Annotated in this window: 27 protein-coding genes and 1 tRNA gene; 15 read left to right on the forward strand and 13 right to left on the reverse strand. The window is 45.0% G+C overall.

Annotation, left to right across the window (positions count from 1 at the left end):
• Nucleotides 1-294: 294 nt before the first annotated feature.
• From tgtA to A4E24_RS09275, 4 genes are read left to right on the forward strand one after another with little or no spacing between them, the layout of a single operon-like run.
• The gene (gene tgtA / locus A4E24_RS09260; RefSeq protein WP_292353015.1) at nt 295-1743 is read left to right on the forward strand and encodes a tRNA guanosine(15) transglycosylase TgtA; all 1449 of its coding nucleotides are present in this window, start codon (nt 295-297) and stop codon (nt 1741-1743) included.
• 60 nt (nt 1744-1803) lie between these two features.
• Nucleotides 1804-2748: a UbiA family prenyltransferase gene (locus A4E24_RS09265; protein ID WP_292353016.1), complete on the forward strand. Its 945-nt coding sequence runs from the start codon at nt 1804-1806 to the stop codon at nt 2746-2748.
• A gap of 10 nt (nt 2749-2758) precedes the next feature.
• The gene (locus A4E24_RS09270; RefSeq protein ID WP_292353017.1) at nt 2759-3916 is read left to right on the forward strand and encodes an NAD(P)/FAD-dependent oxidoreductase; all 1158 of its coding nucleotides are present in this window, start codon (nt 2759-2761) and stop codon (nt 3914-3916) included.
• A gap of 9 nt (nt 3917-3925) precedes the next feature.
• Nucleotides 3926-5083 carry a radical SAM/SPASM domain-containing protein gene (locus A4E24_RS09275; RefSeq protein WP_292353018.1) on the forward strand — a complete coding sequence of 386 codons (1158 nt, stop codon included), beginning with the start codon at nt 3926-3928 and terminating at the stop codon, nt 5081-5083.
• Nucleotides 5084-5119: 36 nt separating this feature from the next.
• On the opposite strand, the gene A4E24_RS09280 is transcribed toward A4E24_RS09275, so the two are convergent.
• On the reverse strand, nt 5120-5977 hold the full coding sequence (locus tag A4E24_RS09280; protein WP_292353020.1) for a coiled-coil protein: 858 nt from the start codon (nt 5975-5977) through the stop codon (nt 5120-5122).
• Between the two features lie 40 nt (nt 5978-6017).
• Nucleotides 6018-6728 carry a phosphoserine phosphatase SerB gene (gene serB, locus A4E24_RS09285; protein ID WP_292353022.1) on the reverse strand — a complete coding sequence of 237 codons (711 nt, stop codon included), beginning with the start codon at nt 6726-6728 and terminating at the stop codon, nt 6018-6020.
• Between the two features lie 194 nt (nt 6729-6922).
• Here serB and A4E24_RS09290 point away from each other — a divergent pair, with 194 nt between their 5' ends.
• Both A4E24_RS09290 and A4E24_RS09295 read left to right on the forward strand, forming a co-directional pair.
• On the forward strand, nt 6923-7747 hold the full coding sequence (locus A4E24_RS09290) for a F420-dependent methylenetetrahydromethanopterin dehydrogenase (protein ID WP_292353023.1): 825 nt from the start codon (nt 6923-6925) through the stop codon (nt 7745-7747).
• A 41-nt stretch (nt 7748-7788) separates the two neighbouring features.
• Entirely contained in the window at nt 7789-7977 is a 189-nt protein-coding gene (locus A4E24_RS09295; protein ID WP_292353025.1) for a hypothetical protein, read from the forward strand.
• A gap of 12 nt (nt 7978-7989) precedes the next feature.
• On the opposite strand, the gene A4E24_RS09300 is transcribed toward A4E24_RS09295, so the two are convergent.
• Complete coding sequence (locus A4E24_RS09300) at nt 7990-8574, reverse strand: pyruvate kinase alpha/beta domain-containing protein (RefSeq protein ID WP_292353026.1); 585 nt, start codon at nt 8572-8574, stop codon at nt 7990-7992.
• 99 nt (nt 8575-8673) lie between these two features.
• On the opposite strand from A4E24_RS09300, the gene A4E24_RS09305 reads away from it, so the two are divergent.
• Together A4E24_RS09305 and A4E24_RS09310 are read left to right on the forward strand one after the other, a co-directional pair.
• On the forward strand, nt 8674-9420 hold the full coding sequence (locus A4E24_RS09305) for a proteasome assembly chaperone family protein (protein WP_292353027.1): 747 nt from the start codon (nt 8674-8676) through the stop codon (nt 9418-9420).
• A gap of 4 nt (nt 9421-9424) precedes the next feature.
• Complete coding sequence (locus A4E24_RS09310) at nt 9425-9814, forward strand: DUF473 domain-containing protein (protein ID WP_292353028.1); 390 nt, start codon at nt 9425-9427, stop codon at nt 9812-9814.
• Nucleotides 9815-9904: 90 nt separating this feature from the next.
• Here A4E24_RS09310 and sepS read toward each other — a convergent pair whose 3' ends face one another.
• The 3 genes from sepS to A4E24_RS09325 form a co-directional block, all read right to left on the reverse strand.
• The gene (sepS, locus tag A4E24_RS09315) at nt 9905-11524 is read right to left on the reverse strand and encodes an O-phosphoserine--tRNA ligase (RefSeq protein WP_292353030.1); all 1620 of its coding nucleotides are present in this window, start codon (nt 11522-11524) and stop codon (nt 9905-9907) included.
• Nucleotides 11525-11575: 51 nt separating this feature from the next.
• On the reverse strand, nt 11576-12208 hold the full coding sequence (locus tag A4E24_RS09320; protein WP_292353031.1) for a haloacid dehalogenase: 633 nt from the start codon (nt 12206-12208) through the stop codon (nt 11576-11578).
• Between the two features lie 189 nt (nt 12209-12397).
• Nucleotides 12398-12667, reverse strand: a complete 270-nt coding sequence (locus A4E24_RS09325) for a UPF0147 family protein (protein ID WP_292353032.1) — start codon at nt 12665-12667, stop codon at nt 12398-12400.
• Between the two features lie 117 nt (nt 12668-12784).
• Between A4E24_RS09325 and A4E24_RS09330 the strand changes: the two genes are divergently transcribed.
• Nucleotides 12785-13285 carry an Sjogren's syndrome/scleroderma autoantigen 1 family protein gene (locus tag A4E24_RS09330; RefSeq protein WP_292353033.1) on the forward strand — a complete coding sequence of 167 codons (501 nt, stop codon included), beginning with the start codon at nt 12785-12787 and terminating at the stop codon, nt 13283-13285.
• Between the two features lie 33 nt (nt 13286-13318).
• Here the strand turns inward: A4E24_RS09330 and A4E24_RS09335 are convergent, their stop codons facing one another.
• From A4E24_RS09335 to A4E24_RS09350, 4 genes are all read right to left on the reverse strand, one after another.
• A complete protein-coding gene (locus A4E24_RS09335; protein WP_292353034.1) occupies nt 13319-15574 on the reverse strand; it encodes a DEAD/DEAH box helicase in 2256 nt (751 codons plus the stop codon).
• Nucleotides 15575-15648: 74 nt separating this feature from the next.
• Entirely contained in the window at nt 15649-17403 is a 1755-nt protein-coding gene (gene glyS / locus A4E24_RS09340) for a glycine--tRNA ligase (protein WP_292353035.1), read from the reverse strand.
• Nucleotides 17404-17833: 430 nt separating this feature from the next.
• Nucleotides 17834-18625, reverse strand: coding sequence for a 2-amino-3,7-dideoxy-D-threo-hept-6-ulosonate synthase (locus tag A4E24_RS09345; protein ID WP_292353037.1), 792 nt, complete (start codon nt 18623-18625; stop codon nt 17834-17836).
• 52 nt (nt 18626-18677) lie between these two features.
• Complete coding sequence (locus A4E24_RS09350) at nt 18678-19199, reverse strand: deoxyuridine 5'-triphosphate nucleotidohydrolase (protein WP_292353039.1); 522 nt, start codon at nt 19197-19199, stop codon at nt 18678-18680.
• A gap of 219 nt (nt 19200-19418) precedes the next feature.
• Here A4E24_RS09350 and A4E24_RS09355 point away from each other — a divergent pair, with 219 nt between their 5' ends.
• The 4 genes from A4E24_RS09355 (at nt 19419) to A4E24_RS09370 (ending at nt 22164) form a co-directional block, all read left to right on the forward strand.
• A complete protein-coding gene (locus A4E24_RS09355; RefSeq protein ID WP_292353041.1) occupies nt 19419-19646 on the forward strand; it encodes a hypothetical protein in 228 nt (75 codons plus the stop codon).
• Between the two features lie 355 nt (nt 19647-20001).
• Nucleotides 20002-20736, forward strand: coding sequence for a hypothetical protein (locus A4E24_RS09360; RefSeq protein WP_292353042.1), 735 nt, complete (start codon nt 20002-20004; stop codon nt 20734-20736).
• Nucleotides 20733-21608: a cohesin domain-containing protein gene (locus A4E24_RS09365; protein WP_292353043.1), complete on the forward strand. Its 876-nt coding sequence runs from the start codon at nt 20733-20735 to the stop codon at nt 21606-21608. The genes A4E24_RS09360 and A4E24_RS09365 overlap by 4 nt, the downstream gene beginning before the upstream one ends.
• A gap of 25 nt (nt 21609-21633) precedes the next feature.
• Nucleotides 21634-22164, forward strand: a complete 531-nt coding sequence (locus A4E24_RS09370) for a cohesin domain-containing protein (protein ID WP_292353044.1) — start codon at nt 21634-21636, stop codon at nt 22162-22164.
• A 134-nt stretch (nt 22165-22298) separates the two neighbouring features.
• Here A4E24_RS09370 and A4E24_RS09375 read toward each other — a convergent pair.
• The 3 genes from A4E24_RS09375 to A4E24_RS09385 form a co-directional block, all read right to left on the reverse strand.
• Nucleotides 22299-22372, reverse strand: a tRNA-Val gene (locus A4E24_RS09375).
• A 56-nt stretch (nt 22373-22428) separates the two neighbouring features.
• Nucleotides 22429-22620 (reverse strand): hypothetical protein, encoded by a 192-nt coding sequence (locus tag A4E24_RS09380; RefSeq protein WP_292353045.1) that lies wholly within the window; start codon nt 22618-22620, stop codon nt 22429-22431.
• 96 nt (nt 22621-22716) lie between these two features.
• Nucleotides 22717-23187, reverse strand: coding sequence for a YqaA family protein (locus tag A4E24_RS09385; RefSeq protein WP_292353046.1), 471 nt, complete (start codon nt 23185-23187; stop codon nt 22717-22719).
• Nucleotides 23188-23346: 159 nt separating this feature from the next.
• Here A4E24_RS09385 and nth point away from each other — a divergent pair, with 159 nt between their 5' ends.
• Together nth and thiC are read left to right on the forward strand one after the other, a co-directional pair.
• Entirely contained in the window at nt 23347-23973 is a 627-nt protein-coding gene (gene nth / locus A4E24_RS09390; RefSeq protein WP_292353047.1) for an endonuclease III, read from the forward strand.
• A 115-nt stretch (nt 23974-24088) separates the two neighbouring features.
• Complete coding sequence (thiC, locus tag A4E24_RS09395) at nt 24089-25339, forward strand: phosphomethylpyrimidine synthase ThiC (RefSeq protein WP_292353048.1); 1251 nt, start codon at nt 24089-24091, stop codon at nt 25337-25339.
• Nucleotides 25340-25343: the final 4 nt, after the last annotated feature.

The following is a 25343-nucleotide window of genomic DNA, read 5'->3' on the forward strand; positions in this document are numbered from 1 at the left end:
CTGTCCACGTTCCGTACTGTACTTAAGTGCGCGAGCCTTTGGGAACTTCGGATCGCTGCTATGCTCACTCTATGATTTAAATACTCATTCTTACAGCTACTTATTCTCTACTAGTGGCCACTGTATTTTTTATCTGATCCTGTTCTTCGATAGCAGTGATGGATCTATGTTTCTTTTTTTTATGATAGTAAACTAACTATAATTTGCTGTTTTATTTCTGCGGCAATTATTGGTCTATTGTCAAAGTTTTTGCTGAGGCAACATACATATATCTTTACTTTTATCTACCCCCTCATGACATCCAGATTCGAGATATTACATAAGGATGCTGCAGGGCGCATAGGTAGACTCACCACTGCCCATGGTGTAGTGGAAACTCCTACTGTTATGCCTGTTATCAATCCCAATATCCAGACCATTAAGCCTTCAGAAATGCGAGATTTCGGGGCTCAAATGCTCATCACTAATTCTTATATCATCTATCGCAAGGAAGAGCTGCGCGAGAAAGCTCTTAAGGATGGCCTGCATTCCCTGCTGGATTTCGATGGTCCTATTATGACAGATTCGGGCTCCTTCCAATTATCAGTGTATGGTGAGGTAGAGGTGAGCAACGCTCAAATTGTGGAGTTCCAGCAGAAGATTGGCTCGGATATAGTTGTTCCTCTGGATATTCCCACCCCTCCTAATGTAACAAGAGAGCAGGCAGAAGCTGAACTTGAAACTACCATCCAACGCCTTAAGGCAGCTAGAGAGCTGGCCAATGGTGACATGTTAATCGCTGGCCCTGTCCAAGGTTCAAGTTATCTGGACCTGCGTGAACAATGTGCACATACTCTCTCAGAAGTGGGCTTTGACTTATATCCATTTGGAGCGGTCGTACCTCTCATGGAAACATACCGCTATGCAGATTTGGTTGATGTCATCATTGCTGCCAAAAAAGGATTGGACCCTTCTGCTCCCGTTCATCTGTTTGGCGCAGGTCATCCCATGATGTTCGCACTTGCAGTATCTCTTGGATGCGATCTGTTCGATTCAGCAGCTTATGCCCTTTATGCTAAGGACAGGAGATATATCACTACTACAGGCACATATCATCTGGACCAGCTTCAATATCTTCCATGTTCCTGTCCTGTATGTGTCTCTCATACGGCAGAACAACTCAAAAAAGCATCTAATTGTCAGGACCTTCTAGCCCGGCATAATCTTTATGTAACTTTTGAAGAAATGCGCTATGTGAAACAATCCATTAAAGAAGGTAACTTGCTGGAACTTGTTGAACAAAGATGCCGTGCGCATCCAAGATTGCTTTCAGCCTTGAAGCAGATGTATAAGTATTCCGATTGGCTGGAAATGCACGATCCTGCATCCAAATCCACATTTTTTTACTGTGGACCTGAATCATCCAAGCGTCCTGAAGTTCTGAGATTCTCCCGCAGGTTAGGCCGTTTCTCACTTAAAGGTAAAGCTTTGATCAGAGCTTCACCTACACGTATCGACTCTGAGTTCGATCATGTGCTCATATTCAGACCGCCATTTGGTGCATTTCCTCAGGAGCTCTCTGAGATCTACCCGTTCAATACCGAATCAGTTCACATTCCTGACTATGAATCCCTTGAAGAAGCATATATGAATGTCCTTGAACTTATTGGACTAAATCCTCATGTAGAATTCACTTTCATGATCGCAGAAAGGTTTGATCATCCCCTCGTAGAGGAATTGAAACAGGTAGCAACTATTATCTAATATTCTCATTAACTAAAAATAGTAAGGATTTCCAAAAAAGTTCTTGTTGCGGTGATTTAATTGGTTTCAATCTCAGATTCAAAGACTACCCATCCTTTCATTGAATTACTAAGACCGGAAATTGCAGATATGGACCTTGCCTTGCCGGCAGCAAGTGCATTACTGGCTTCCTATCTGGCAACAGGTTCTCTGCCTCCCCTTTTCCCATTTATCATTGCAGTAATAGGAGGCTACGCAGCCATTACGAGCTCCTACGTGTATAATGACTGCTGTGATGTGGATATTGATTCTATAAACCTTCCAAATAGGCCCCTTCCATCCAGACAACTCAGTAAACAAAAGGCTCTGAAATACGCCATATTTCTGGGAGTGATAGCATCAGCAGCTGCATTGATCCTCAATCCAGAATCATTCGTTGTGCTCATTGTAGCAGTGCTAACAATCAGCATATATTCAAGTGTGGCCAAAAGGACCACTTTCCTAAGTTTCATTCCCGTAGGCATAGCTTATGGACTTGTACCTATTGGTGTATGGCTGGCCTTTGATCCCGCAGGGATACTTAAACATCCTGATAATGGTGCTATTTTACCTCTTCCTGCTATTTTCCTGGGTCTCATGATGTGTTTCACTGACTGGGGCTTCACGCTCTCTGGTGTGGCAAGGGATGTAGAAGGAGACCGTGCCCGTGGTGCACCAACTTTTCCTGTAACATTCGGTGTGCCTGCTACATCCAGATTCGTGACGGTCATGTGGATCGTAGGGGTTTTTGCCTCCATTGCAATAGGCATCACTGCCCATCTTGGGCCAGTGTTTTTTACTGGTGCCATTCTTGCGGGTATATGGATGTTGTCACAATCATTTGATTTCATCAAGAACCCCACTCCTCAAAGAGGTGGACGTCTCTTCCTTCAGGGTTCACGTTACAGAGGCATCATGTTCGGTTCACTTATAGTTGATGTACTACTACTGGTATTATCAGCCACTTACGCTTCAATAATATGGTAAGGTAATGATCATGGATGCAGATATTGTAGTAATCGGTGCATCTCCGGCAGGTCTCATGGCTGCCCGCAATGCCGCATTAAAGGGTACAAATGTAATTCTGATCGACAGGAAAGAGGCAATCGGCAATCCTACTCATCCTGCAAACACTTTCTTTAAAGGGATGTTCGACAAGACGGGTGAAACCGTTGACCAGAGCTATGTGATAAAGAATCTCAAAGGTGCACATATAGTAGCTCCTTCCGGTGGTGAGGTTGCTGTAGAAAGCCCGGCGTATTTCCTAGATCGCAGGAAGTTCGATGAATACTATGCACAGCAGGTGCTTAAGGCAGGAGTTGACATTCGCACAGGAGTAGAATCTTTAAATGTTATCCGTAATGAAGGCATCTTTTCCATAAGTACCAATGAAGGAATGCTGAAGTCTAAGATTGTCATAATCTCAGATGGTATAAATTCCAGAATTGCAGGGCTTCTGGGTATGAAACCCATCAAATATCCTCGTGATATAGCATGGTCTATGGAAGCCGAGGTGGAGGCTCCGGGTCTGGGAGAACCTGACATGTTCGAATATTATGTAGGAAACCATGCTCCTGGATGGAAATCAACATATTCACCATGTGGCGGTGATCGCGCAACTCTGGGAGTATATGTACGCAGGCATGGTACAGATGTCTCATCTTTCTTTGATACATGGGTGGAGCGTTTCAAGAAGATCAAGGGCTTGGAAGAACTGTCCTTTATTAAAAAGTCAGTGGGTGGAGATCCCATAGCTGCCATTCCCGGAGATATAGTAGGTGAAGGAGTTATGGTCACTGGAGGCTCTGCTGCCCAGTCAGGCATAGGATATGGGATGCATGCTGGTCAAATGTGCGGTGACGTGGCAGCAGATGCCATTGCAAAGAATGATGTTTCTGCCAGGTTCCTGTCAGAGTACAGAAAACGCTGGAACCAGGAATATAGAAATGAGTACTATATGGGTCGTATCGCCCTTGAGACCCTGCGTAAGATGACAGATAAGGAAATAGATGCTATGATGCAGGTATTTGAAGGTGAGGACCTTTCTTTCATTCAAGGTACGCCCTTAAATAAGGCAATACATGCAGCTATGTTCATGCTCAGGAAAAAGCCATCTTCATTGCTTGCCTACAGGGCAGCATTGAGAAGGAAGTGAACAGTGGTTATGGATAAGTATTATTTTTACAGGAATCCCCTTTTCAAGGTCTATGCAACGGTCCAGAATGGTCTTGTTAAGATGGACACCGAAGGTTTAGTATCTCCTATTTTAAACTCGATGGTAAAAGACCTGATGCAGATGTTCGAAGGTACGAAACCTTCTTTAGTGGAGGCTGATAGGCTCATTTATTCCACGTGGATGCCTCCAATACCCAGCAAACCCTTTGATAGGCTGGTATCCAGCCAGATGGGTAATATGAGAGGTAAGTATATACCAGAGCAGCTGACCATTTCCATTACCGAGGATTGTCCCAATAAATGCCTTCACTGTGCATTGCCTGATACAAAGAATCGTGCAAAGCTGGAACCAAATGTTGTGAGATCGATCATCGATCAGGCACAGGGGATGGGTACTACTTTAATTATATTTGATGGAGGAGAACCCTTACTTTATGCAGGTCTGGAAGAGCTGATATCTCATGTAGACCAGGAGCGTGCTATTCCCGGTCTGTTCACTTCTGGAGTTGGGCTAACTGTAGAAAGGGCACAAAGCCTTAAAGAGGCTGGCCTGTACATGCTTAGTGTGAGCCTGGACAGTGCACATGAAGATGGTCATGACCTTATGCGTGGCCGTTCCGGTGTCTTCAGAGATGCCATGTCAGCAATACGTAACGGAGTAGAGGCTGGTCTGTTTGTGAATATCTATGTGGTCATCTCTCCGAGGAACATACATGAACTGGACGATTTCTATCAATTGGCTCGCGAAACAGGTGTACATGAGATCTCCTTCTTTGAGATAGTTCCCACTGGCAGATGGCTTGATCATACGAATGAAGTGCTCTCTGCCGCAGACCGTAAAAAATTCGATGAGTTTATATCCCGTGCATCTGTGAGTGAGGGCCCACGTATATTTCCAATACCACATGTTGTAGGAAAAATGGGTTGTTTTGCCGGGCGAAAATGGCTGCATATAACACCCGAAGGGAACGTATGGCCATGTTCCTGCCTGCCTTTAAGTTATGGCAATATACATAATGATAGCCTTAAAACCATATGGAAAAATATCACTGAAGACCCCACCTTCACAGGTGGTAAATGCTTGATGCGCAATTCCGAATTCAGACGTATCCGTCTGGGTTTAAATGATCAAAAAGAACAAAATTGAAAGTTAAGGGTGAGAACACCCTTATTAGCTTCTTTTTTATAACAGTCCAGATCTCTGAAGCGCCATGAGATTTTCTGTAGTGAGCTTTTCTCCGGCCTTGAACTTATCAAAGATGTCTTCGGCATCCTTACGCATATCGGCCTTGGATACTTCTCTTCTGCCCTCGGTTTCTCCCTTCTTGAGCTTGCGGACCTCTTTATCAATGTCCCTTATCTCTTTCTGGGCAGCGATGAACTTCTTGTGTTTCTCATCTGCACTTTCCTGGAACTTTACGAATTCCTTGTGAGCGGCATCGGATTCTGCACGTATCTTATCAGCTTCTTTAAAGGTGGCTATCATAAGATCATGATATTCCTGCGCCTTCTGTGCATACTCGGACAGCAATGTGTGCTCCTTTGAAGCCTCGTCCCTTATATCCTGTGCTTTTGTGAGCAGTTCCTTTAGTTCCTGATTGCTTTCAAGCTGCTGCTTTTTTGCATTATACATCTTGCGTAGCTCAGTGATCTTGTTTACAAGTTCTCTTTCCTTACTTGTGCTCAGGACTTCTGTCTGCTGTGCAAATTCCAGACGATCGATATCTTTACGGATGTCCTTGATGGATGGGCCTGTAAGGTTATTCTCTCCGCGTATAGTGTCTATCTGGGCATAGATCTCATTGGCCTTGTTGTTGATCTCATCCCTAAGGTCCTTGTGCTCTTTAACCTTCACATTGTTCTCATCACGAAGGTTTTTATAGTTCTGAGCCTCATTGATAAGGTCTTTTGTCTTCTTGTTGAGCTCATTGCGTTTTGCAGCAAGCTTGCTTGCCTCGGCATTGAGTTCGTTGCGCTGTGTCTTGTATTCCTCGGACAGTCTTTTCAGTTCTGTCTTCTTCTCGTTCAGTTCTTTCAACATCGCTTGTTAATCCTCCCTCTCCGGCATTGAAGCCGGCATTTCATGCATTTCTAATGCACGATACACACCGCTGATCCAGATCGAAAGATTCGATAACTGGAATCACAGCTTTGAGGTTCTTCTCTATTATCACAACATCTGCATGTTGTCGTAGTATTGGTTTAGAATTGAATGCTATAGCATATCTTGCTCTTTTGAAGATACATATATCATTCGCTCCGTCACCCACGACTATGCAATCTTCAGGTGCGATCCCGTGCTGAGCTGCAATTTCTTCAAGCACCAGTTCCTTTGAGTTCTGTGCAGTAAGAGATCCTATCACTTCACCCGTGATGATGCCATCTTTTACGATCAGTTCATTGGATACTACGTGGTCGATACCAAGTAGTTTTCCCACTCTTTCCGAAGATAGTGTGAATCCCCCGGATACCATTGCAGTTGTATATCCTCTGGATCTCACGAAACTGACCAGTTCTTTGGCACCTGGCATCAGAGGCATCTTTTCCAGAGCCTTTATTGCATCTTCTAACTTCAATCCATTTAGAAGTCTTACCCTTTCAGTAAGTGCCTGGAAGAAATTTATTTCTCCTCTCATTGCTCTTTCGGTTATTGCTGATACCTCTTGGCCAACTCCCGCCGCCTTAGCAAGCTCATCGATAGTTTCAGCATCGATCAACGTGCTGTCCATATCAAAAACTATCAGTTTCTTACTACTATTACTTCTCTCAGAAAGATCACTTATATAACTCACTTGATCAACCTAGGATTAAAGATTGTAAATGGGGCTTATGGAACAGGCTGATGTGAAATAAATGACATTGCTTTTAACCTTTTCGGATAGATCCCTGTAAGCTGCTATAAGCTCCTGATAACCCTGCTTAGGGGTATTTTGCTTTCCAAAAGTAATATATGCTACACTGCACTATTGCTGTACTGTGATTTTACATGGCCAAGATTGGAATCATTAAGCTAGGTAACTTAGGTATGAGCCAGGTAGTGGACCTGGTCCAGGATGAGATCGCAGCAAGAGAAGGGATCACTGTTCGTGTATTTGGTACAGGTCCCAAGATGGGGAAAGATGAAGCAGCTGCAACAGCTGATCTCAAGAAAATGGAAGCAGATTTCTATGTTATGATCAGCCCCAACTCCAGTGCACCCGGCCCAACTGCAGCACGTGAACTTTACAAAGATGTTCCATGCATAATCATTTCAGATGGCCCGACAAAGAAAGAGGACCGTGAGGCTCTTCAACAGGCAGGTTTCGGTTACATCATTATGACCGTAGACCCGCTCATCGGTGCAAAGACTGAGTTCCTTGATCCTGTGGAAATGGCCTCCTTCAACTCCGATGCAATGAAAGTCCTTTCAACATGCGGTGTTGTAAGGCTCATTCAGGAAGAACTGGACAAGGTCGCAGCCCAGGTAGATGCAGGAGAACCTATCCAGTTGCCTCACATTCTTGCAAAGCCAGAGGTATGTATCGAAAGAGCTCATTTCAACAACCCTTATGCAAAGGCAAAGGGTCTTGCAGCACTCCACATGGCTGACATGGTCGCAAAGATCAACTTCCCTGCATGCTTCATGATGAAGGAACTTGAACAGGTAGCTCTTACAACTGCAGCTGGTCACGAAATGATGAGGGCAGCAGCACAGCTTGCCATAGAGGCACGTGAAATAGAGAAAGCTAACGACAGCGTTTTCAGACAGCCTCACTCCAAGAAGGGAGGCAAGCAGTTCCAGAAGACAAAGCTGTATGAAAAACCCCAGTGAAGTACTCACAGGTACTTCCTTTTCTTTTTCTAACAGATCTTATGGACCTTATAATCGTTTTTTTGGCTGCTATCATTATTTTTGTAGTCTTTGTTGCGATCACAGCATTTTTTCTCAAGTCTGCGCTGGACCTTCACAAAAGAACCATGGATGCAGTGGCATCTCATAATGCAAAGCATCAGGATGATCTAAAGTCAGAAGATAACGAAATAGAAGAAAAAAGCCAGTAAAGATATTCTGGCTTATTGTCTCACTCTTGGCATGGCAATGATCTCTCTTATCTGAGCATCGAAGAATCTTTGTGAATGTGCCGGCTTCATAACAACAGCTACATCTGCACCGTGGCCTGTACCTGCAATAGCAATAACCTCTGTTCCAGGGGTCACAGGGATCTTACCGGAGTCAGCTGCCATCATTGTTATTTCCACGACCACTTTGAACCCTTGGCCGAACAATGACCTCAAAGTGTTCGATATCACGTCTATTCTGCTTGTTCCTCCCAGTTTGTTAGAGATCGCTCTCTCTATGCCTGAGAACAGGTGGGACTGCGTAACAACCTCTACTCCCATATCCTGTAATTCCTTTAAAGCATCGGTTTCCATTTCCCATTTTCCATCTTCTTTGACCCCATACTGGTAGCTCACACAAACTATCTTCAGCATTTTTCCTTTTGCAGCTTTTGCCATTTCCAGTGCTGTGTATCCGGTGGTGCTTGACACTACTATCTGCCTGATCCCCAGCTCTTCAGCCCTTTTGATAGCAGCATCAATGACCAGCTGTGTATTCTCCTTGCCTGTGCTTTCAAGGTACATTATTGGTTTTTCCATGTTACCCTTCCTTAATTTTTATGAACGATGCTCTTATCTATCATGATCAGTATAAAATATCAGCGATTAAATAAGTGTTAGGTAGAAACAGGTGATCTTTTGGCAGAAACAGATTACGATGACAAGAACGTGAAAATAGTAACAAAACCCATCATATCAGAAAATCCAGTGCTTATAGAGGGTTTTCCGGGAATAGGTCTGGTGGGAAATATCGCAAGCCAGCAGATCATAGATGAACTCAAGATGACCTATGTAGGTTCCATTGATTCAAGACATTTCCCTCCGATAGCTGTGCTTTACGAAGGTCTCATCAACATGCCAGTCAGGATATACGAAAGTGAGGAGCGCAATCTTGTGATGGTCGTTTCAGATATACCCATAAATCCGGTAGTATCTTATGATATCAGCAGAGCATTGCTGGACTGGGCCAAGGGGATCAACGTAAAGGAAATTGTTTCCATCGCAGGCATAGCTACGATGTCCGAAGAGCGCAAAGTGTTTGGTGCGGCTACAACACCAGAAATGCTTGAACGGATAAAGGATAAAGTGGAAGTGTTCCAGATGGGTACCATTTCCGGTATATCAGGGAGCATTATGGCAGAGTGCCTGGTCAGGGAAATACCGGCCATCAGCCTTTTGGGAGCCACCCAAAGCCAAAATCCGGATCCACGAGCAGCAGCAGTGGTGATAGATGTCTTAAATCTGCTCTACGATCTCTCAGTGAATACAGAAAGCCTGATCGAACAGGCGGAGAAGATAGAGATCGAAATGCAGAGGCTTGCAGAGGATGTAAAATCAACCGAGCAGCAGCCTGCACCGAGGAAAGAGTTCCCCATGTATGGGTGATAGCATGGAGTACATTGCATTAACAGGTATGTCCGAGCGTGTGATTTCCGAGCTACGGGATCGCCATCCCCTTACCATTGAAGTGCGCAGTCCTAACAATTTCTTCGCAGCTTACAAAGCCAATATAGGCGACTTCATATTCGTCACTCATGTAAGTCCGGACGATCTGCGCGGAGGCACTATGGGTATCGTAGCAAAAGTGCTCAGGCATCAGGTGATCACTCACAGAATGGTCCAAAGCAATGATCTCTATTATGAGGAACGCGAAATGACCATGTTGCGTATACAGCTTGAACCCAGGTTCATAGCAAGGGTGCGCCGTGTTACCTGCAATCAGATGTGTAAAGCTGCTAAGGTAGATGCTGAGGAAATGCCCTTCTTTGATGCCAGATAAATTAAGTTTGTATTTTGGGGCATTCTCTTAAGCCTCTTTTATATTTTTGGCTTCATAGTTTTCTTTTGGATCAAGGGTCAACAGGCAGGATCATTCGATCTCTGCCCTTACAGTTGTGAAAACCGGTCCACGAATATCTATCTTCTTGTTATTGCTGGTTATATAGCGCTGAGCCAGGGGCTTGATCCTTATATTTATCTCCGAAGGCACTTTTACTATCCTAACTCTTGTTTCCACCAGTTTTTCACCATTCTTTGCAGCTTCTTCGATCTCCCACGCTGATTGGGCGGCAAAGGCATCTATGAACCTTATGCCAGTCCTTGCGGAATCATTTTCAAAAGCCTCTTCCCACTTCTTATTATTGGGCAATCCCAGAATGTCGCTCTTAAATGCCAGCACTTCATTGAAAGCAGCAGGACCACATAGCTTAGTGTTCTCTTCGGGCTCCACGACCGATACTTTCACTTTTCTGCCATAGACCGTACCTTCCCATGCAGAGAACTCACAGGGACTGGGCTCAGAACCATGCAAGTCACATTGTTTGACTATAGCAGCAAGTATCTGCTCTCCTTCAGGGGTAGCAGGTGTTTTTTCCACATAGACCATCTTTGCAAGTTCACTGTCCTGCATGTTCCATGGAGAGTACTGTGGTATCTGCGGATATGTAAGGGAACGTACATCCATAGCACCATACAGGATCATTGCAAGTCTTTCCACTCCCAGTCCCAGGTTCATTACCGGATAGGGTATCTCATACTCTGCAAGTGCGGTAGGTGAATATATTCCGAAGGTAGCAATTTCGACCCAGCCATCCGAATATTTTGTCTTGGAACCCACCAGCTTCGGGTGATATGCAAATACCTCTATCTGCGTATCAGGTACATAGTACTTGCTTCTCTTTTCATCAGGTCTGAACCTGAACTTTTCAAAACCGAACTGTGCCAGAAGACCTTGAGCAACCGCTTTTCCATGATCTACCGTTACATCCTCGTCCATGATGACACATGAAGCAGAATAATATGTCATGAGACGGGCAGCGTCTTCGGCCTGTTCTCTTCTGAAACAGCGGTCTATGGAGAAGAAGTTAAAAGGAGGCTCAGCACGTTCCAGTATGCCTGACAGACTTATGAACCATCCGGAGGTCATATGGCTGCGCAATGTCTTACGGCCACATACAGGTGCCAATTCCTTGAACTCAGGGAAGACCTGATCTATCATTTCCACTATAAGCGAGTCAGAAACAGCTAATTCTATTGACATTTCGGGTACCAGGTCATCTCCTTCGATATCGCCTTTCTTGTAGGAATGAAGTATCTTCCTGATCCTTTCAATGCCTTCCTCTCCAATATCCCCGATCATTCCTTTGATCATGGCGATCCGTTCATCGGATATGCCTACGTTGGGCCTGGGCAGTCCTCCTATATAGAAACATCTGTCAAGGACTGCAAGTGCTTCATGTCCGAATTGTTTGTGTACTTCTTTCTCATCGACTATAAGAGGATTCATCATCTCGTGAAAGCCCATCCGCAGGTACGCTTCTCTCAGACGGGATATGGTCTCGTAGACGGGATGCACTTTACCATAGTTAAGCTCCATGTGGGGGTATCCCTGGTTGATGTTTGCTCTTTTCACATATTGTCTGCCATTGTTCCACGCAGCATCAAAGTCTTCTTTAGCGGCTGTTTTGATCTCTTCAGGGTTGAATCTCATAGTGATGTCCTCTAAGATGATGGTTAATTCGGTGCGATATTATTTATTTGTTTATTTACGGGATAAGAATTGATTTTCAAGTGCTTGCATAGCCATTTCAAGTTTTTGTTGTCTGACCGCTGCTGTGAGTTCTCCTCGTGCTATCTCCAGTAGCAGACGCGATCTGTCTGTCTTTGCCCGAAGTCCATGTGTCATAGCATCCGGGTAATCGAATAACATCAAGCCTGTGTATAATTCTTCCATGATGTTCAGATATCTCTCTCCTTCATCCAGCATCCCATTGCGTATCAGATCGAGTATATGTCTCTTTATCTCTCCTCCTACATCTCCCAACCCATTGAGATATGCCACAGGTTCAACTTTCAATTCTTCAGGCTCAGGGACGTCTTTTCCAGAAACAAGTGCATATATGACGCTGCATTCTGTAAATTCCTGCTGGGCATGTTCCACAAAACCCCCATAATGTAGATCAGGCTGATCTTTAAGGACCAAGTTCATTTTTTCTATGTTTTCTCTTGCAGTCTGGATCGTGGAATATGCCCGTTCAAGTTCCATCTTATGGACATGCTGCATCGCTACTCTGCAATTCCGCACTACTTCCCTTGACAGCATTATACCCTGTTCTCGGGCTTTATCTTTTTCTTCCAGCTCTTCTCTGATATGTTCAATGATATTCTTTATCATGGTCCCTTCTTTCGGATCCACATCCGATCATACATTTGTCATATTTGCAACTATAAGGGTGTTATTTCAGTAAACATTCCTTATTAAAGGCCTCCTATCATCCGAAGCCTTCAAAACATTAATTTAGAAATGGTTTTAAGAGGATGTATTCCTTACAGGATAACATCCATATTCCTTTAAAAGGAAGTATTAATCATCTACAGGAATGGTTTCAAGCTGACTTGCAACATTCCATATCAGAGTACGGGTGTGTAATGGGATGTTTGGATCATTGCTGATATCTTCCAAGATAGAAATGCTTGCTGTTGTCCTCATGAACAGAGGCTCTCCCTCATTTTTCAGTGTGGTCAGCACATCACTTGCAGAACGCCTTATATTCCTTGGAACAGAACTGTCATTTGCGATCTGCTCTAATATCTGTATACACTGGTTTATAACATCTTTAAAATCATTTGCCATACAAATCACCTTCAGATGACTTATCACTAAAATAAGATAATCAAATTACAACTAAACCATTATATGGTATAAAAAGACTTTCATTGGTAATATATCATTAACGTAACAGAGGAATACATGAGTCAAAAGGATGAAGAATCAATAAGCAAGATCTCACGGATGCTTGAGATCGGTGGTACCATGCTGGCACAGCACTGTGCAGAATGCGGGGCTCCATTGTTCAGGTATAAAGGTAATGTGATCTGCCCGCTATGTGATACAGGACAAAGACCTTCTGCTCAGGCACAGGATAGATCCCCGGAAAAAAAGAAGGGCCTATCTTCTGAGTTCCCTGCCAATACAGAGGATAAACAGCAAGTTGCTTCCTCAGTAAATGTGGTCGCTTCTTCGGGTGGTCTGCCAGCCGGGGTCAATGACACAACTCCTATGGGCCCAGAAGTTCCAGGACCATCAAAGTCTATACCTGCAAGTTCTTTACAGGAACTGGAAGATATGATTATCAAAAAAACCATTATACTTGCGCAGTCCATGCAGCAGGAACAGGACCCTCGCAGGATAAAAGAGTTCCTCGAACTTATTGAACAGAGCCTGGACCTAATAGACAGGCTGAAGAAGTAGTCCTGGTAAAGGGGATAAATATCAAGCTGCAGCTTATCCTTTATAGTCCCCTGACACTACTTCCCTTATCCTGGCGGCGGTCTTGGGTCCAATGTTCTGGACCTTTATCAATTCTTTATATTGTGCCTTCATCACATTCTCCACGCTTCCAAAATGCTTAAGAAGGCTTTTTGCAGCTTTCGGTCCGATATCGTTTATGGCAGAAACTATGTATTCCTGCTGTTCTGATAACATCTGAGAGGCCTTTTTTCCATGGATCTTTATTTCCCTCTGTTCATCAGATTGTTCCCTTTTTGCAAGGGTCTGGATGAGCATAGCACTATCTTCAGCATCCCTTGTGTAGAATATAGATACCCCAAAGTCTATTCCTATGGAGGCAAGAGTTCCATGTATCGATCTAGGGTTTATCTGACGTGCTGAGAACAAGCCCCCACCCTCTATCAACAGGACAGGCTTTTGATAGCAGCGTGAGATATTGGAGATCTGCTCGAACAAAGTGTTGTTCAGGAGAGAACTTACAAAATCCTCTGCGCTCTTTCTTTCAATAGCTATCCTTTCGCTGATAACATAATCTCCTATTTCCAGGGTCTTGACATCGATGTCCACCCCAAGCTTTTCAAGCTCTCTGGCAACCTGGCTGCGCACTTCCCGGTGATCTATAACTACTCTTATGCCTTTATCATGGAATTCAGACAATTGCTTCTGGTCCTTTTCGATCTGCTGTGGGGCATATTGTTCCAAAGTGGTGGCATTTGCAGGCATGATCTCCTGCAACTCCTTCATATTGCTCTGCATCCGGCGTTCCTTGGACAGGCTGCTCCAATAATAACCTTCATCCCTGGTACCTTTGGTGACGAGTACCACGACCCTACCTGCATGTTTCCTTGCTGTTCTGCCCTTACGCTGTATGCTCCTTATTTCAGAAGGGATCGGTTCATAAAATACAACAAGGTCTGTCGAGGGTATGTCCAATCCTTCCTCTGCCACAGAAGTTGCCACCAGTACATTATATACGCCTTTTTTGAAGTCCTCGATGATCTGAACCTGTTGTTTCTGAGTAAGACCTTTATCTTTGTATTTCGAGCTTTGTCCTACAAACCGCACAGGGTGGATATCTTCCATTGCTTCCAGGGAAGCTGTGACCATATCTGCAGTATCTCTGTAGTTCGTGAAAACTATTACTCTTGACTCCGGTCTCCCGGCTATCTGTCTGGATACGATGTTCCTCACCATCTCAAGTTTCGGATGTTCGGTGTCAGTATCCTTTATCCGGTGAATGGCCTGGCGCATGTAGAGGTCCTCGGCCAGTCTTTTTGAAGCCTTGCTCCCGCTCTTTGAATATGCTTCGTGTTCCAGCCTTTCCATGTACTTGCGCAAGGATTCCATCCCCTGCGTCTCAATTATCTCTACGGCATGGTTCACCTTCATTATTTCGGCAACGACAGATATTGCTGCATAGACCGATGGGTCAGGCAGACCTCTCAGCTCTTCCTGGAGTTTTTTCTGCATACCCAACAGGTCTTTCTTAGTAACGAACTTAGGATTATGTACAGGGAACCCAAGTTCTGTGAGTTTTGTGAACCTTTCCTCCATCACCTTTTCGAGCAATCCTTTGATCTCAGCCATATCTTTCGGAAGATCGATCTTTATCCATTCTATCTCCTTCTTATGGATATAGGGTCTCACATCGCTATCAGATTCTGTCTTCACGGCAACTGATCTTATGTGCAGGGCTTCACATACCTCGCTTATTTTCTCATCAGTGCTTCCGGGACTTGCGGTTATCCCGAGGCAATGAGGGTTCCTTGCATTTTCAAAATACTTCTCTGCTATGTATGTGTAAGCGTAGTTGCCCACTGCTCTATGCGCTTCATCGAATGTTATATGACAGATATCATCAAGACCGATGCGTTTTGTAATTATGTCGTTCTCAATGACCTGGGGTGTGGAAACGATCAATTTTCCGTTCTTCCAGAGATCTGCTCTTTTTTCGGGAGCCACACTTCCGGTAAAAGTAATGATCTGCTCTTCAGATATGTTCATTACTTTTTTAAAAAAAGCTGCGTGCTGTTCTACAAGAGGTTTCGTGGGCGACAGTATAAGGGCTTTACCCCCGAATTTTTCCATCCTGGCCGCAATGACAAGTAAAGACACTATGGTTTTTCCAAGGCCGGTGGGAAGCACTATTAATGTGGGTGATGAAAGGGCCCGGCCCGCAAGGTCAAGCTGATAAAGCCTTTGCTCAACCATATCCGATCGTATAAGGGGATGTTTGATATAGTTTGTCATGTCACATTCTTTTCGTCGAGTGTAACAGTATACGACCCCTATATTTTTAAATATGTGCAAGCACAGTGAAAGTATTACAAGGGCTTTCCTGCAGTTTCAATTTTTTTAGCTCTATATACGAGTTCATAAAGCACATCATCTATTGTATCAACAGAAGCCCTGACCTGCTGCATACTATCTCTATCCCTTATTGTCACTGTATTATCTTCCAGTGTGTCGTAGTCAATAGTAATGCAATAGGGAGTGCCTATCTCGTCATTACGCCTATAGCGGCGACCAATGGTTCCAGAATCATCATACGCAGCCAGAAGGCCCTTGTCTCTGAGTCTGGAAGCGATCTCCTTTGCAGGCTCTATGAGTTCCCGCCTGGTTAATAAAGGCAACACTGCCACCTTTATGGGAGATACTTCTTTCTTGAACCTCAGCACTATCCTTGCCTCATCTTCGTTATCTCCTTCAGAAGCTTTGGCAGGGACGATCTCTTCATCATAGGCATGTTCCATCACTGAATAGAGTATCCTGTCGATACCGAAAGAAGGCTCTATCACATGTGGCACTATGTTCTCTCCGCTGACCTTGATGGTCTCTTGTGTGAACTCAACCAGTTCTCTGGGCACTGTGAATTCTTCTCCGTCCACTGAGACTTTGATCTCTTCTTTTTCGAGTGCTTCCTGCGGCAGGGCTTTGAGGGCTTCAGCAACAACCTTTGCCTTGCCTTTGAACATAGGTCCCATTTTTCCCATATTGGGCTTGACCACGAACTTCTCAACCATACGCGGCTGTTCATATTCAATGTAGATGGAAAGCTCCGTTTTGCTCATGTTAGCATGGGCTGAAAGATCGTAATCTGTCCTGTCAGCGATACCCACAACTTCCACCCAGCCGAACCTTTCTGTAAGGATCTCCGCATCCCAGCAATCGATGGCATAGTGGGCCATTTCATCTTTCCTGTGCTGCCTGAACCTCAGTTTTTCCGGGGAGATGCCAACACGCTGCAGGAAATGATCGACAAGTGCCACCTGATAGGCAAGGAACTCATGTGCAATGATCCCTTTGTCTACTGCTTCCCTGACCGTCATGATCTCAGATGAGCCTTTGTCCTGTGCGGCATCAGAATAGAGGTTCAGGGCCGTATTTCCAAATCTTTGTATGTTGGGATGGGTCTTGACCCTTGGGTCAATGAAGATCTCGGCTTCGGCCTGAGTGAACTCCCGAAGCCTTATTACTCCCTGCCTTGGTGAAATTTCGTTGCGATATGATTTTCCTATCTGGGTTGCACCGAAGGGCAGTTTATCACGGTAATATCTTGCAAGTCTAAGGAAATCCACGAACATTCCCTGAGCAGTTTCAGGCCTGAGGTATCCTTTCCTGCCGTTTCCAGGGCCTATCTGGGTCTTGAACATGAGATTGAATTCGTAGGTATTCCCCAGATCTCCCCCGCATTCAGGGCACTTAACGCCGTTCTGCGCAATGGTCCTGTCCAGCTCTTCATCTGTAAGGCCATCTGCTTCTTCAACGATGTGCTTTATCAGATGGTCTGCTCTGAAAGCTTCTCCACACTGTTTACACTCGCAAAGGGGATCTGAGAACCCTCCAACGTGACCTGATGCTACAAACACTTCTTCAATTCCTATGGTAGGGCACTCGATCTCCATGAACCCTTCCTGGATAACGTATATTTCTCTCCATATCTGTTCTATCCTGCGTTTTAAAGTGCTTCCCAGAGGCCCGTAATCATAGAATCCGGCTGTTCCTCCATACAGCTCGAAGGAGTTCCACAAGAATCCACGGCGTTTGGCCAGTTCTATTACCTGCTCATATCTATCCATAATGATCCTCAACAGTGATTATTAATCGTATGAATGTTATTCTATGATAGGACATCGATATTCCCATTGGATTTAACATTATCGAGGTTGTCATAATCACTTTTCTTGTCCAAACATGTTCATAAAACAGGAACACAAGTCCATAAAGCTTATATGCGTGATCATATATACAAAGGAATAAGCAAGGCCGAAAGAAGCATTTTCATATCGTACCACCACCAACAATCATTTCAATGAGTCTTTTAAAAATCAATGGCCTTGCTTTACTCCTCTGAAGAAGCTTATTTTCTTATTACTATTTACTTTATCATGTGGATATGTTAAATCTCTATACTGTGCACATTGGCAGAAAACCCCTTTGTTTCCACTGGAGAATAGAGTTAACTCTATCTGGTATATGTATTGTAAAAAAGTAAAAGTGAAGGGGTTCTTATTCTCCCAGTACTTCCTTTACTGTCATTCCATCATGAACGATTTTGGAGATATGGGATACAAGTTTTACCGGGTCTTCGGACTGGAATACATTCCTTCCGATGGCAACACCACTGCCTCCCGCCTGCAGGGAGTCATATACCATCTGAAGCAGCTGTCTCTCCGTGTCCATCTGTGGCCCGCCAGCTATAACAATAGGCACCGGACACCCTTCAACAACTTCCTTGAATGTTTCTATACTTCCTGTATAATTTGTCTTGACAATATCGGCTCCCAGTTCAGCTCCAATGCGTGCGGCATGCTTCACGAACATGACATCATGTTCAGAAGTGACCTTCGGTCCTCGGGGGTACATCATGGCAATGAGCGGCATACCCCATTCATCGCATGCCCTTGCAACAAAACCAAGGTCTTTGAGCATCTGTGCTTCGTCATCAGCACCGACATTGATGTGAACTGAAACTGCATCTGCACCGATCTTTATTGCTTCTTCCACAGTGGTCACCAAAACCTTATGGTTCGGGTCCGGTCCCAGGGATGTAGAGGCAGAAAGGTGAATTATAAGTCCTACATCTCTTCCATATCCTCTGTGGCCATATCTGGGCAGTCCCATATGTCCAAGCACTGCATTAGCCCCTCCCTCTGCAACTTTATTTACTGTGGCTGGGAGGTCTATTATGCCCCTGATAGGTCCTGCACCCACGCCGTGGTCCATGGGTATGATTATAGTCTTCCCGGTGTTACGGTTGAAGATCCTTTCCATCCGTACGGATTTACCAATCTCGCTCATGACTTGTTATAATTGATTGAACATACATATTCTTTACGTAGCAACTATGTGCTCAGATGTTCTCATGCTGGTATTGGCCTTTATATCCTTCTTCCACTTCCGCATGCAGCTCGTAGAACAGCAGCTGTATGATACGCGCATTCTTGCGCACGTTGAAACCTTCAGGGTTATGCACCAGCAACATAGATTCACTTCTTCCCCTATAGCCGGAGTCCCATACGGCTGTACCTATGTTCACCCCGCATCTTAACATTGTAGATCTGGGTCGTGCTATGGCGGCCAGGTCTTTCGGTATGTTGACTATCTCATTAAAAACCACTTTGTAAGTTCCGGGAAGAAGATACACCCATCCTTCGTCATCGAATTCAAGGGGTCTGCTCAGAGGCAGCTTTCTGCAGGAGTTATCAAAATCAATAGCTCCAGCCCCTTCCATCAGTTCGACACGTTGCAATGTCATCTCAACACTATTGGGCTGGAGCTGCATTTCCATGTCTATCATGTTTTCCATTAGTGGCAGTAGTGGGGGTTTTGCAAGTATTCTCTCTCTTAGTTCTTTCCTGGATAGAAGGGTCATGAGGCAGAATTGGTGTACTAGGTTATTAGAATATCGGATATTATTGAAAAGCAAACATTATCTTATCAATAATACTTATTTAAGTAACCACTTAACTTAAATACATTAAATTTGTACTAATATATGGACGTGGGATAGTATACCTGCAATAAAGGTCAGTTCATCTCTGACCTCTGCAGGTGCTATGTCGTGTCATAGATAGAATAGTAAAGGAGATGCATGATGAACAGCACATATCTTGTAAAGGAAGGCAACAGGCCTGAGGTCGTTTTTAGGATCACTCTCAGCCCCGATGGAAAGACTTACATGAAGGAGTATTCCCTTGTTTTCCCAAAGTACAGAACTGCCGATATCCCACGTTATGATCCGGTGGTTCTTGCCGAGGTCCAGGCCGTGGCAAAAACAGGTGATCTGGGGTACTGTGAGTTTGTACCCGGAGATGAGTGAATTTACTAAAAAATTAAAATATTTATTTTATTTTTTATTTCTATTTTGCTTTTTCCTTTTCTGTATCCTGGATCGAATTTAAATTTCTATGGATCTCTTGTTGTTCTGTTTCCCAATTGGCTGTTAACAAATTAAGAAACACTTCAATAACTTCTGATTCCCTATTTTCGACCAAAGGAATCTTTATATATTGATACGGCAAATATTTTATTAAAGACTATAAAACGGGGGTACACTACTTGAAAATTCAGCTATTGACTACAAATATTCTACACTTTGTATCATTTGCATATGCTTGAATCAAAATGTGATGTGCACTCAAGATCTTATATAGTCTCTAATTGAGGAGGTACAAATGCAACTCAAATCAACTAGTTCTATTAATGTTCTGATAGTGTTGTCCTTTGTGATAATGACCGTAGGACTATCTTCAGCTGCCGACCTAAGTCAATGGGCTTCAGGTGCCACTGCAAGCAGCGAGTACTCTGCTTCTGGTTGGTCAGCAAACAAAGCTACAGGTGCGCCGGATACCGCTAAGTGCGGAGATGTCAATACTGCCTGGGCTCCCAGCTCATCGGGTTCGGACCCAGAGTGGTTGAAGTTGTCGTTCACAACACCTGTTCTGGCTACAGGCATTCGTGTCCATGAGACCTATAATGCGGGATCCATATACCAGGTGGACCTTGTGGATACTTCGGGTCAGAGCCATACAGTATGGACCGGAACAGACAGCACTGCTTGTCCCGGCTGGTTCGAGATCACTTTCCCTAAAACCGAATATGCAGTGAATGGTGTTATCCTGCATACTAAGATAGCAGGCTGGGAGGAGATCGATACAGTCGAGCTTATTGGGGACACTGATACCACCACAGTGCCGTCTTCAACTTCTGGCACATCCACTGGTACTGCATCCCCCACTAATGTGGGTGTTTCTCCAAGACAGTGGGCTTCAGGTGCCACAGCAAGCAGTGAGTACTCTGCTTCTGGCTGGTCGGCAAACCAGGCTGCAGGTGCGCCAATACCGATAAGTGCGGAGATATCAATACTGCCTGGGCTCCCAGCTCATCAGGTTCGGACCCAGAATGGTTGAAGCTGTCTTTCGAAAAGCCTGTCCAGGCCACAGGTGTACGTGTCCACGAGACCTATAATGCGGGATCCATGTACCAGGTGGACCTTGTGGATACTTCGGGTCAGAGCCATACAGTATGGACGGGAACAGACAGCACTGCTTGTCCTGGCTGGTTCGAGATCACTTTCCCCCAAACCGAGTATTCTGTAAGCAATGTTATCCTGTACACTAAGATAGCAGGCTGGGAGGAGATCGATGCAGTCGAACTGCTGGGTGAGGGCGCTGGAGGGACCGGTGCATCAGTTCCATCTTCGCCATCTTCGGTTGCGACCATAACATTCGAATCGCGCACGACTCCTATGGGAAGTACTGTGCAGATCCCCATTACATTGCAAGGAGTTACCGGTAACATTGGAAACATGGACCTTACGTTGCAATACGACCCGGCTGTTCTGGAGGCAAAGGAAGTCATGAACGGCCCACTTACCCAGAGTGCCATCTTTGATTCTAATATCGTAGCAGGGAACATTAAAGTGAGCCTCGCTTCAAATCAGGGTTTTGGTGGCGATGGTGTAATAGCTTATGTAAAGTTCAATGTGATCGGAGCTGTGGGTTCATCTTCTCCGCTGAAGATCTCCAGAGTTTCGGCAAACAATGCAGACGATCTGCAGTCAGTTACGATCTCTGCTAAAGACGGACTTTTCAAGGTTATCAGTGCAACAGAAGGTTCAGGGGACGCTGATGGTGATGGCACCTATTCAGCAATGGATGCCCTGGCAGCATTGCAGATGTCAGTGGGTAAGATGGATAAGCAATCCTTTATGGATATGAATAAGGATGGAGAGATAACTTCACTTGATGCAAGGATGATCTTGCAGCTGGCAGTAAAATGAACGAACCATTAATGGAGGGAATAATATGAGAATAATAATATGTGCTCTGCTCTTGATAAGTCTTATATCCGTAGCATCAGGTGCATCTTTGGTTGTAAGCATAGGGGACATTCAAGGTTCACCGGGTAGTACTGTCCAGGTGCCCATTATGGTCGAAGGCGCCACAGATGTCGGAAGTGTGGACATAATGCTGAAATATGATGCCTCGGTGCTTAAGGCTGTCAGTGTGGAAACTTCCGATCTAGGTAAGAATGCCATTATGGAATCGAATCTCGCAAACCCGGGCCAGGTAAACATTGCACTTGTGGATGCTTCCGGTATCAATGGAGAAGGTGAGATAGCTACCATCTCCTTCTCTGTGCTGGGTGAAACAGGGGCATCCAGTCCTCTGTCACTGGTAGAAGCTTCGGTTTTTGATCTTGAACTGGTGGAGCAGCAGACCACTATCAGTAATGGGGCATTCACTGTTGCAGAATCTAAAGGCGCAGGATATGCGTTCTTTTTGATAACATTGATAGCAGCCGTGCTTGCTGCAATGGTCATAAGGAAAAATTGATCGTTCCATTGTAGGGGCATTTTATTTTTTGCCCCTTCTACCTTCTATTTTATATATTGCAGCCCGGACATTTCACCTTTTTCAATGTCACAAAAACAAGTTGTCAAAAACCACGATCAGAGCAAGAGCAGTAATGGGCCCGGGGAGATTCGAACTCCCGACCTCCGCCGTGTGAAGGCGACGTCATGACCAGCTAGACCACAGGCCCTTTGAGCAGGGTAGAATAGTATTCCTTCTCTATAAGCCTATCGCTGCAACATTATATCAGGTTTTCTGGGACCTGACGTATCTGTAGGTGAAAGATCCTGCCAGTATGGCTCCGGCTATTATTGTGAAAAGTGCCAGGTCACTGGGCATAATTGCATACAAACCTACAGCTATCAATGTACCAGTGGCCACGGCCACAGGGATCAAAAGTGAGTGTTTTCTGATCTGTTGCTCTTTTGGGTCTGTCATCAGTTCACATTCCTTTAGTAATATATAAGCAACATCCAATTATATATATTTTTCTCAATATAATTTCATATAGCGTTTGGATGCAATGCAATTCCTTCAGGACAACAGTCCTAGAGCCATGCAGGCCACTGCAGCATATCTCATGAGCTTCCCCAGGAACACAAGAACAGAGAAGGTCTTAAAGTCAAGTTTCATAACGCCGCCCATGGCCGTGATGGCATCGCCTATTACCGGCACCCAGGTGAAAAGCAGGGAATACACGCCGTACTTAGTGAACCACTTCTCGGCATTATCCAGACGCTGCTGCGGGATAGACAGGTATTTTTCAACCAGGTCTTTGCGCCCCACAAGGCCGATGTAATATGTGGTACATGCGCCGCAATAATTTCCCACAGATGCGACCATGACCACTGAGATAGGATCAAACCCTTTGTTAATGAGTAACAACAGCAGCGCTTCAGAACCGAATGGTAGCACTGTGGAAGCAAGAAAACTTGCCAGGAAAAGGCCCGCATATCCGTAAACAGCAAGATCCAGAACTCCGGTCATTGCATCCAATTGGACCATTTAGCATAAATATCAGGCGCATCTCTGCAATTCTCACGGGCCACAGAAATATTAATGGATGTAACTAAAAAGAATACCAGTTCTCATAATGATCTCAGGTCAAGTTCACGTTGTTCATGTTCAAAAAGGCTTAAGTCGGCACAGGTACAATCTGTTCCCATGCTTGCGTCTGAAGTCCTATCACGTTTGCGGGGCATATATAATCCGGGTTTTTTCGACAGGATGAATGACCCCTTCTATGTGCTGATCTCCACAGTGCTGTCACAGCGCACCAGGGACGATGTTACCATTCCCACCACAGAGAAATTGTTCAGGGTCTATGGTTCCCCGCAGGTTATGGCAGGCGCAGATCCTGAGGATATCGAGAAACTGATAAAGGACGTGGGGTTCTACAGGGTCAAGTCCGGGCGTATCATAGAGATCTCAAGGATATTGCTTGAGGAATATGAGGGTAAAGTGCCGGATAATATCGATGAGCTTCTCAAGCTGCCGGGAGTGGGCAGAAAAACCGCTAACTGTGTGCTTACATACGCCTTTCGTAAGGATGCCATTGCAGTGGATACCCATGTGCACAGGATATCCAATCGGCTTGGTCTGGTCACCACGCACACTCCTGAGGAAACGGAAACCGAGCTCGAACATGTGGTCCCCAGGGAACTGTGGCAATACGTCAATGAACTGCTGGTGAGGTTCGGCCAGGATGTATGCAGGCCGATTTCCCCGAAATGTGATGTTTGTGTGCTGGCAGACCTTTGTCCGTCCAGAGTGATACGGGTCACTAAATAAAATAACAACTTCTTTACTGTGTTTGCATCTCATAATCTATAAAGCACAAATACTCTATACTTCCTGCGGGCAGGAACAAATCTACAAGCCTTTTTTCCACTTACAGGAGTTATTCATGAAAGCTACTCAGATCGATCATGCACTTGACGGCACGCTGACCCCTGAAATGGAGTTGATCTCCAGAATCGAGAAAATGGATGAAGAAACTGTCATTTCTCGCGTTGAAGATGGGAGCCTTGTTATCATGAAGAGGGACAATGGCCGGTGCGTTGCCATAGGCAGGGGAGCAACAACTAAGGTAAATGTGAACCTTGGGACTTCTTCTGACACCATCCATCCGGGTGAAGAGATAGAAAAGGCGCATATTGCAGAAAAATATGGTGCGGACACCATAACCGATCTTTCCATGGGCGGCGATATATCTGCCATCCGCCGGTCCATCTTTGGACACACGTCCCTGCCGATAACTACCGTCCCTGTCTATCAGGCTGTTGTGGAAAAGGGTCTGATGGATATGACTGCAGATGACATTCTTTCTTACCTGAAGATTCAAGTGGATGAAGGTGTGAGTTCTGTTGTGCTGCACTGCGTGCAGAAAAAGATGCTTGAAAGGATAAAAGGTGCAGGCAGGGTCATGGGTATGGTCTCTAAGGGCGGATCGTTCACAAGCGTATTCATGCTGTCTAACAAGTGTGAGAACCCCTTCATTGAGCATTTTGATGAGGTCATGGAGATCCTTAGGAAAAAAGATGTTGTGCTCTCTCTGGGTAACACCATGCGCAGTGGCTGTATCCATGATCTGTGGGACGAAGCCCATAAAATGGAGGCTGAGAGCAATGCGCAGCTTGCACATAAGGCGCATGAACATGGAGTGCAGGTCATCATAGAAGGCATGGGCGGTCATATACAGGCAAATGACATTGCTGCAAGAGTTCAGTTCTATAGGTCCCTTTCAAATTATCCCTTGTTCGTTGCAGGCCCGCTGCCCACAGATATTGCTGTAGGCTATGATCACATTGCAGGAGCTGTGGGAGCAAGCATGGCAAGCGGTGCAGGTGCTGATTATCTGTGTTATATCACTCCGGCTGAACATCTGTCCCTTCCGTCACCGGAGCAGGTACGCGAGGGTCTGGTCGCCTTCAAGATCGCATCTCATATCGGAGATTCCATAAAATACGGTATAAGCGGCAAGGATCTGGAACTTGCCAGGAAGCGTGTGAGATTTGACTGGGAAGGCCAGATGGAACATGCGCTTGACCCCGATAAACCCAGGACCATGTGCCCGGATAACCCGGGTCCGTGTACAATGTGTGGAAAATATTGTGCTATCAGTATCATGAGCAATTATCTGGCGGAGGGTAACTGACTAA

Origin of the sequence: Methanomethylovorans sp. PtaU1.Bin093, assembly GCF_002067275.1 — an archaeon.
GTDB lineage: Archaea > Halobacteriota > Methanosarcinia > Methanosarcinales > Methanosarcinaceae > Methanomethylovorans.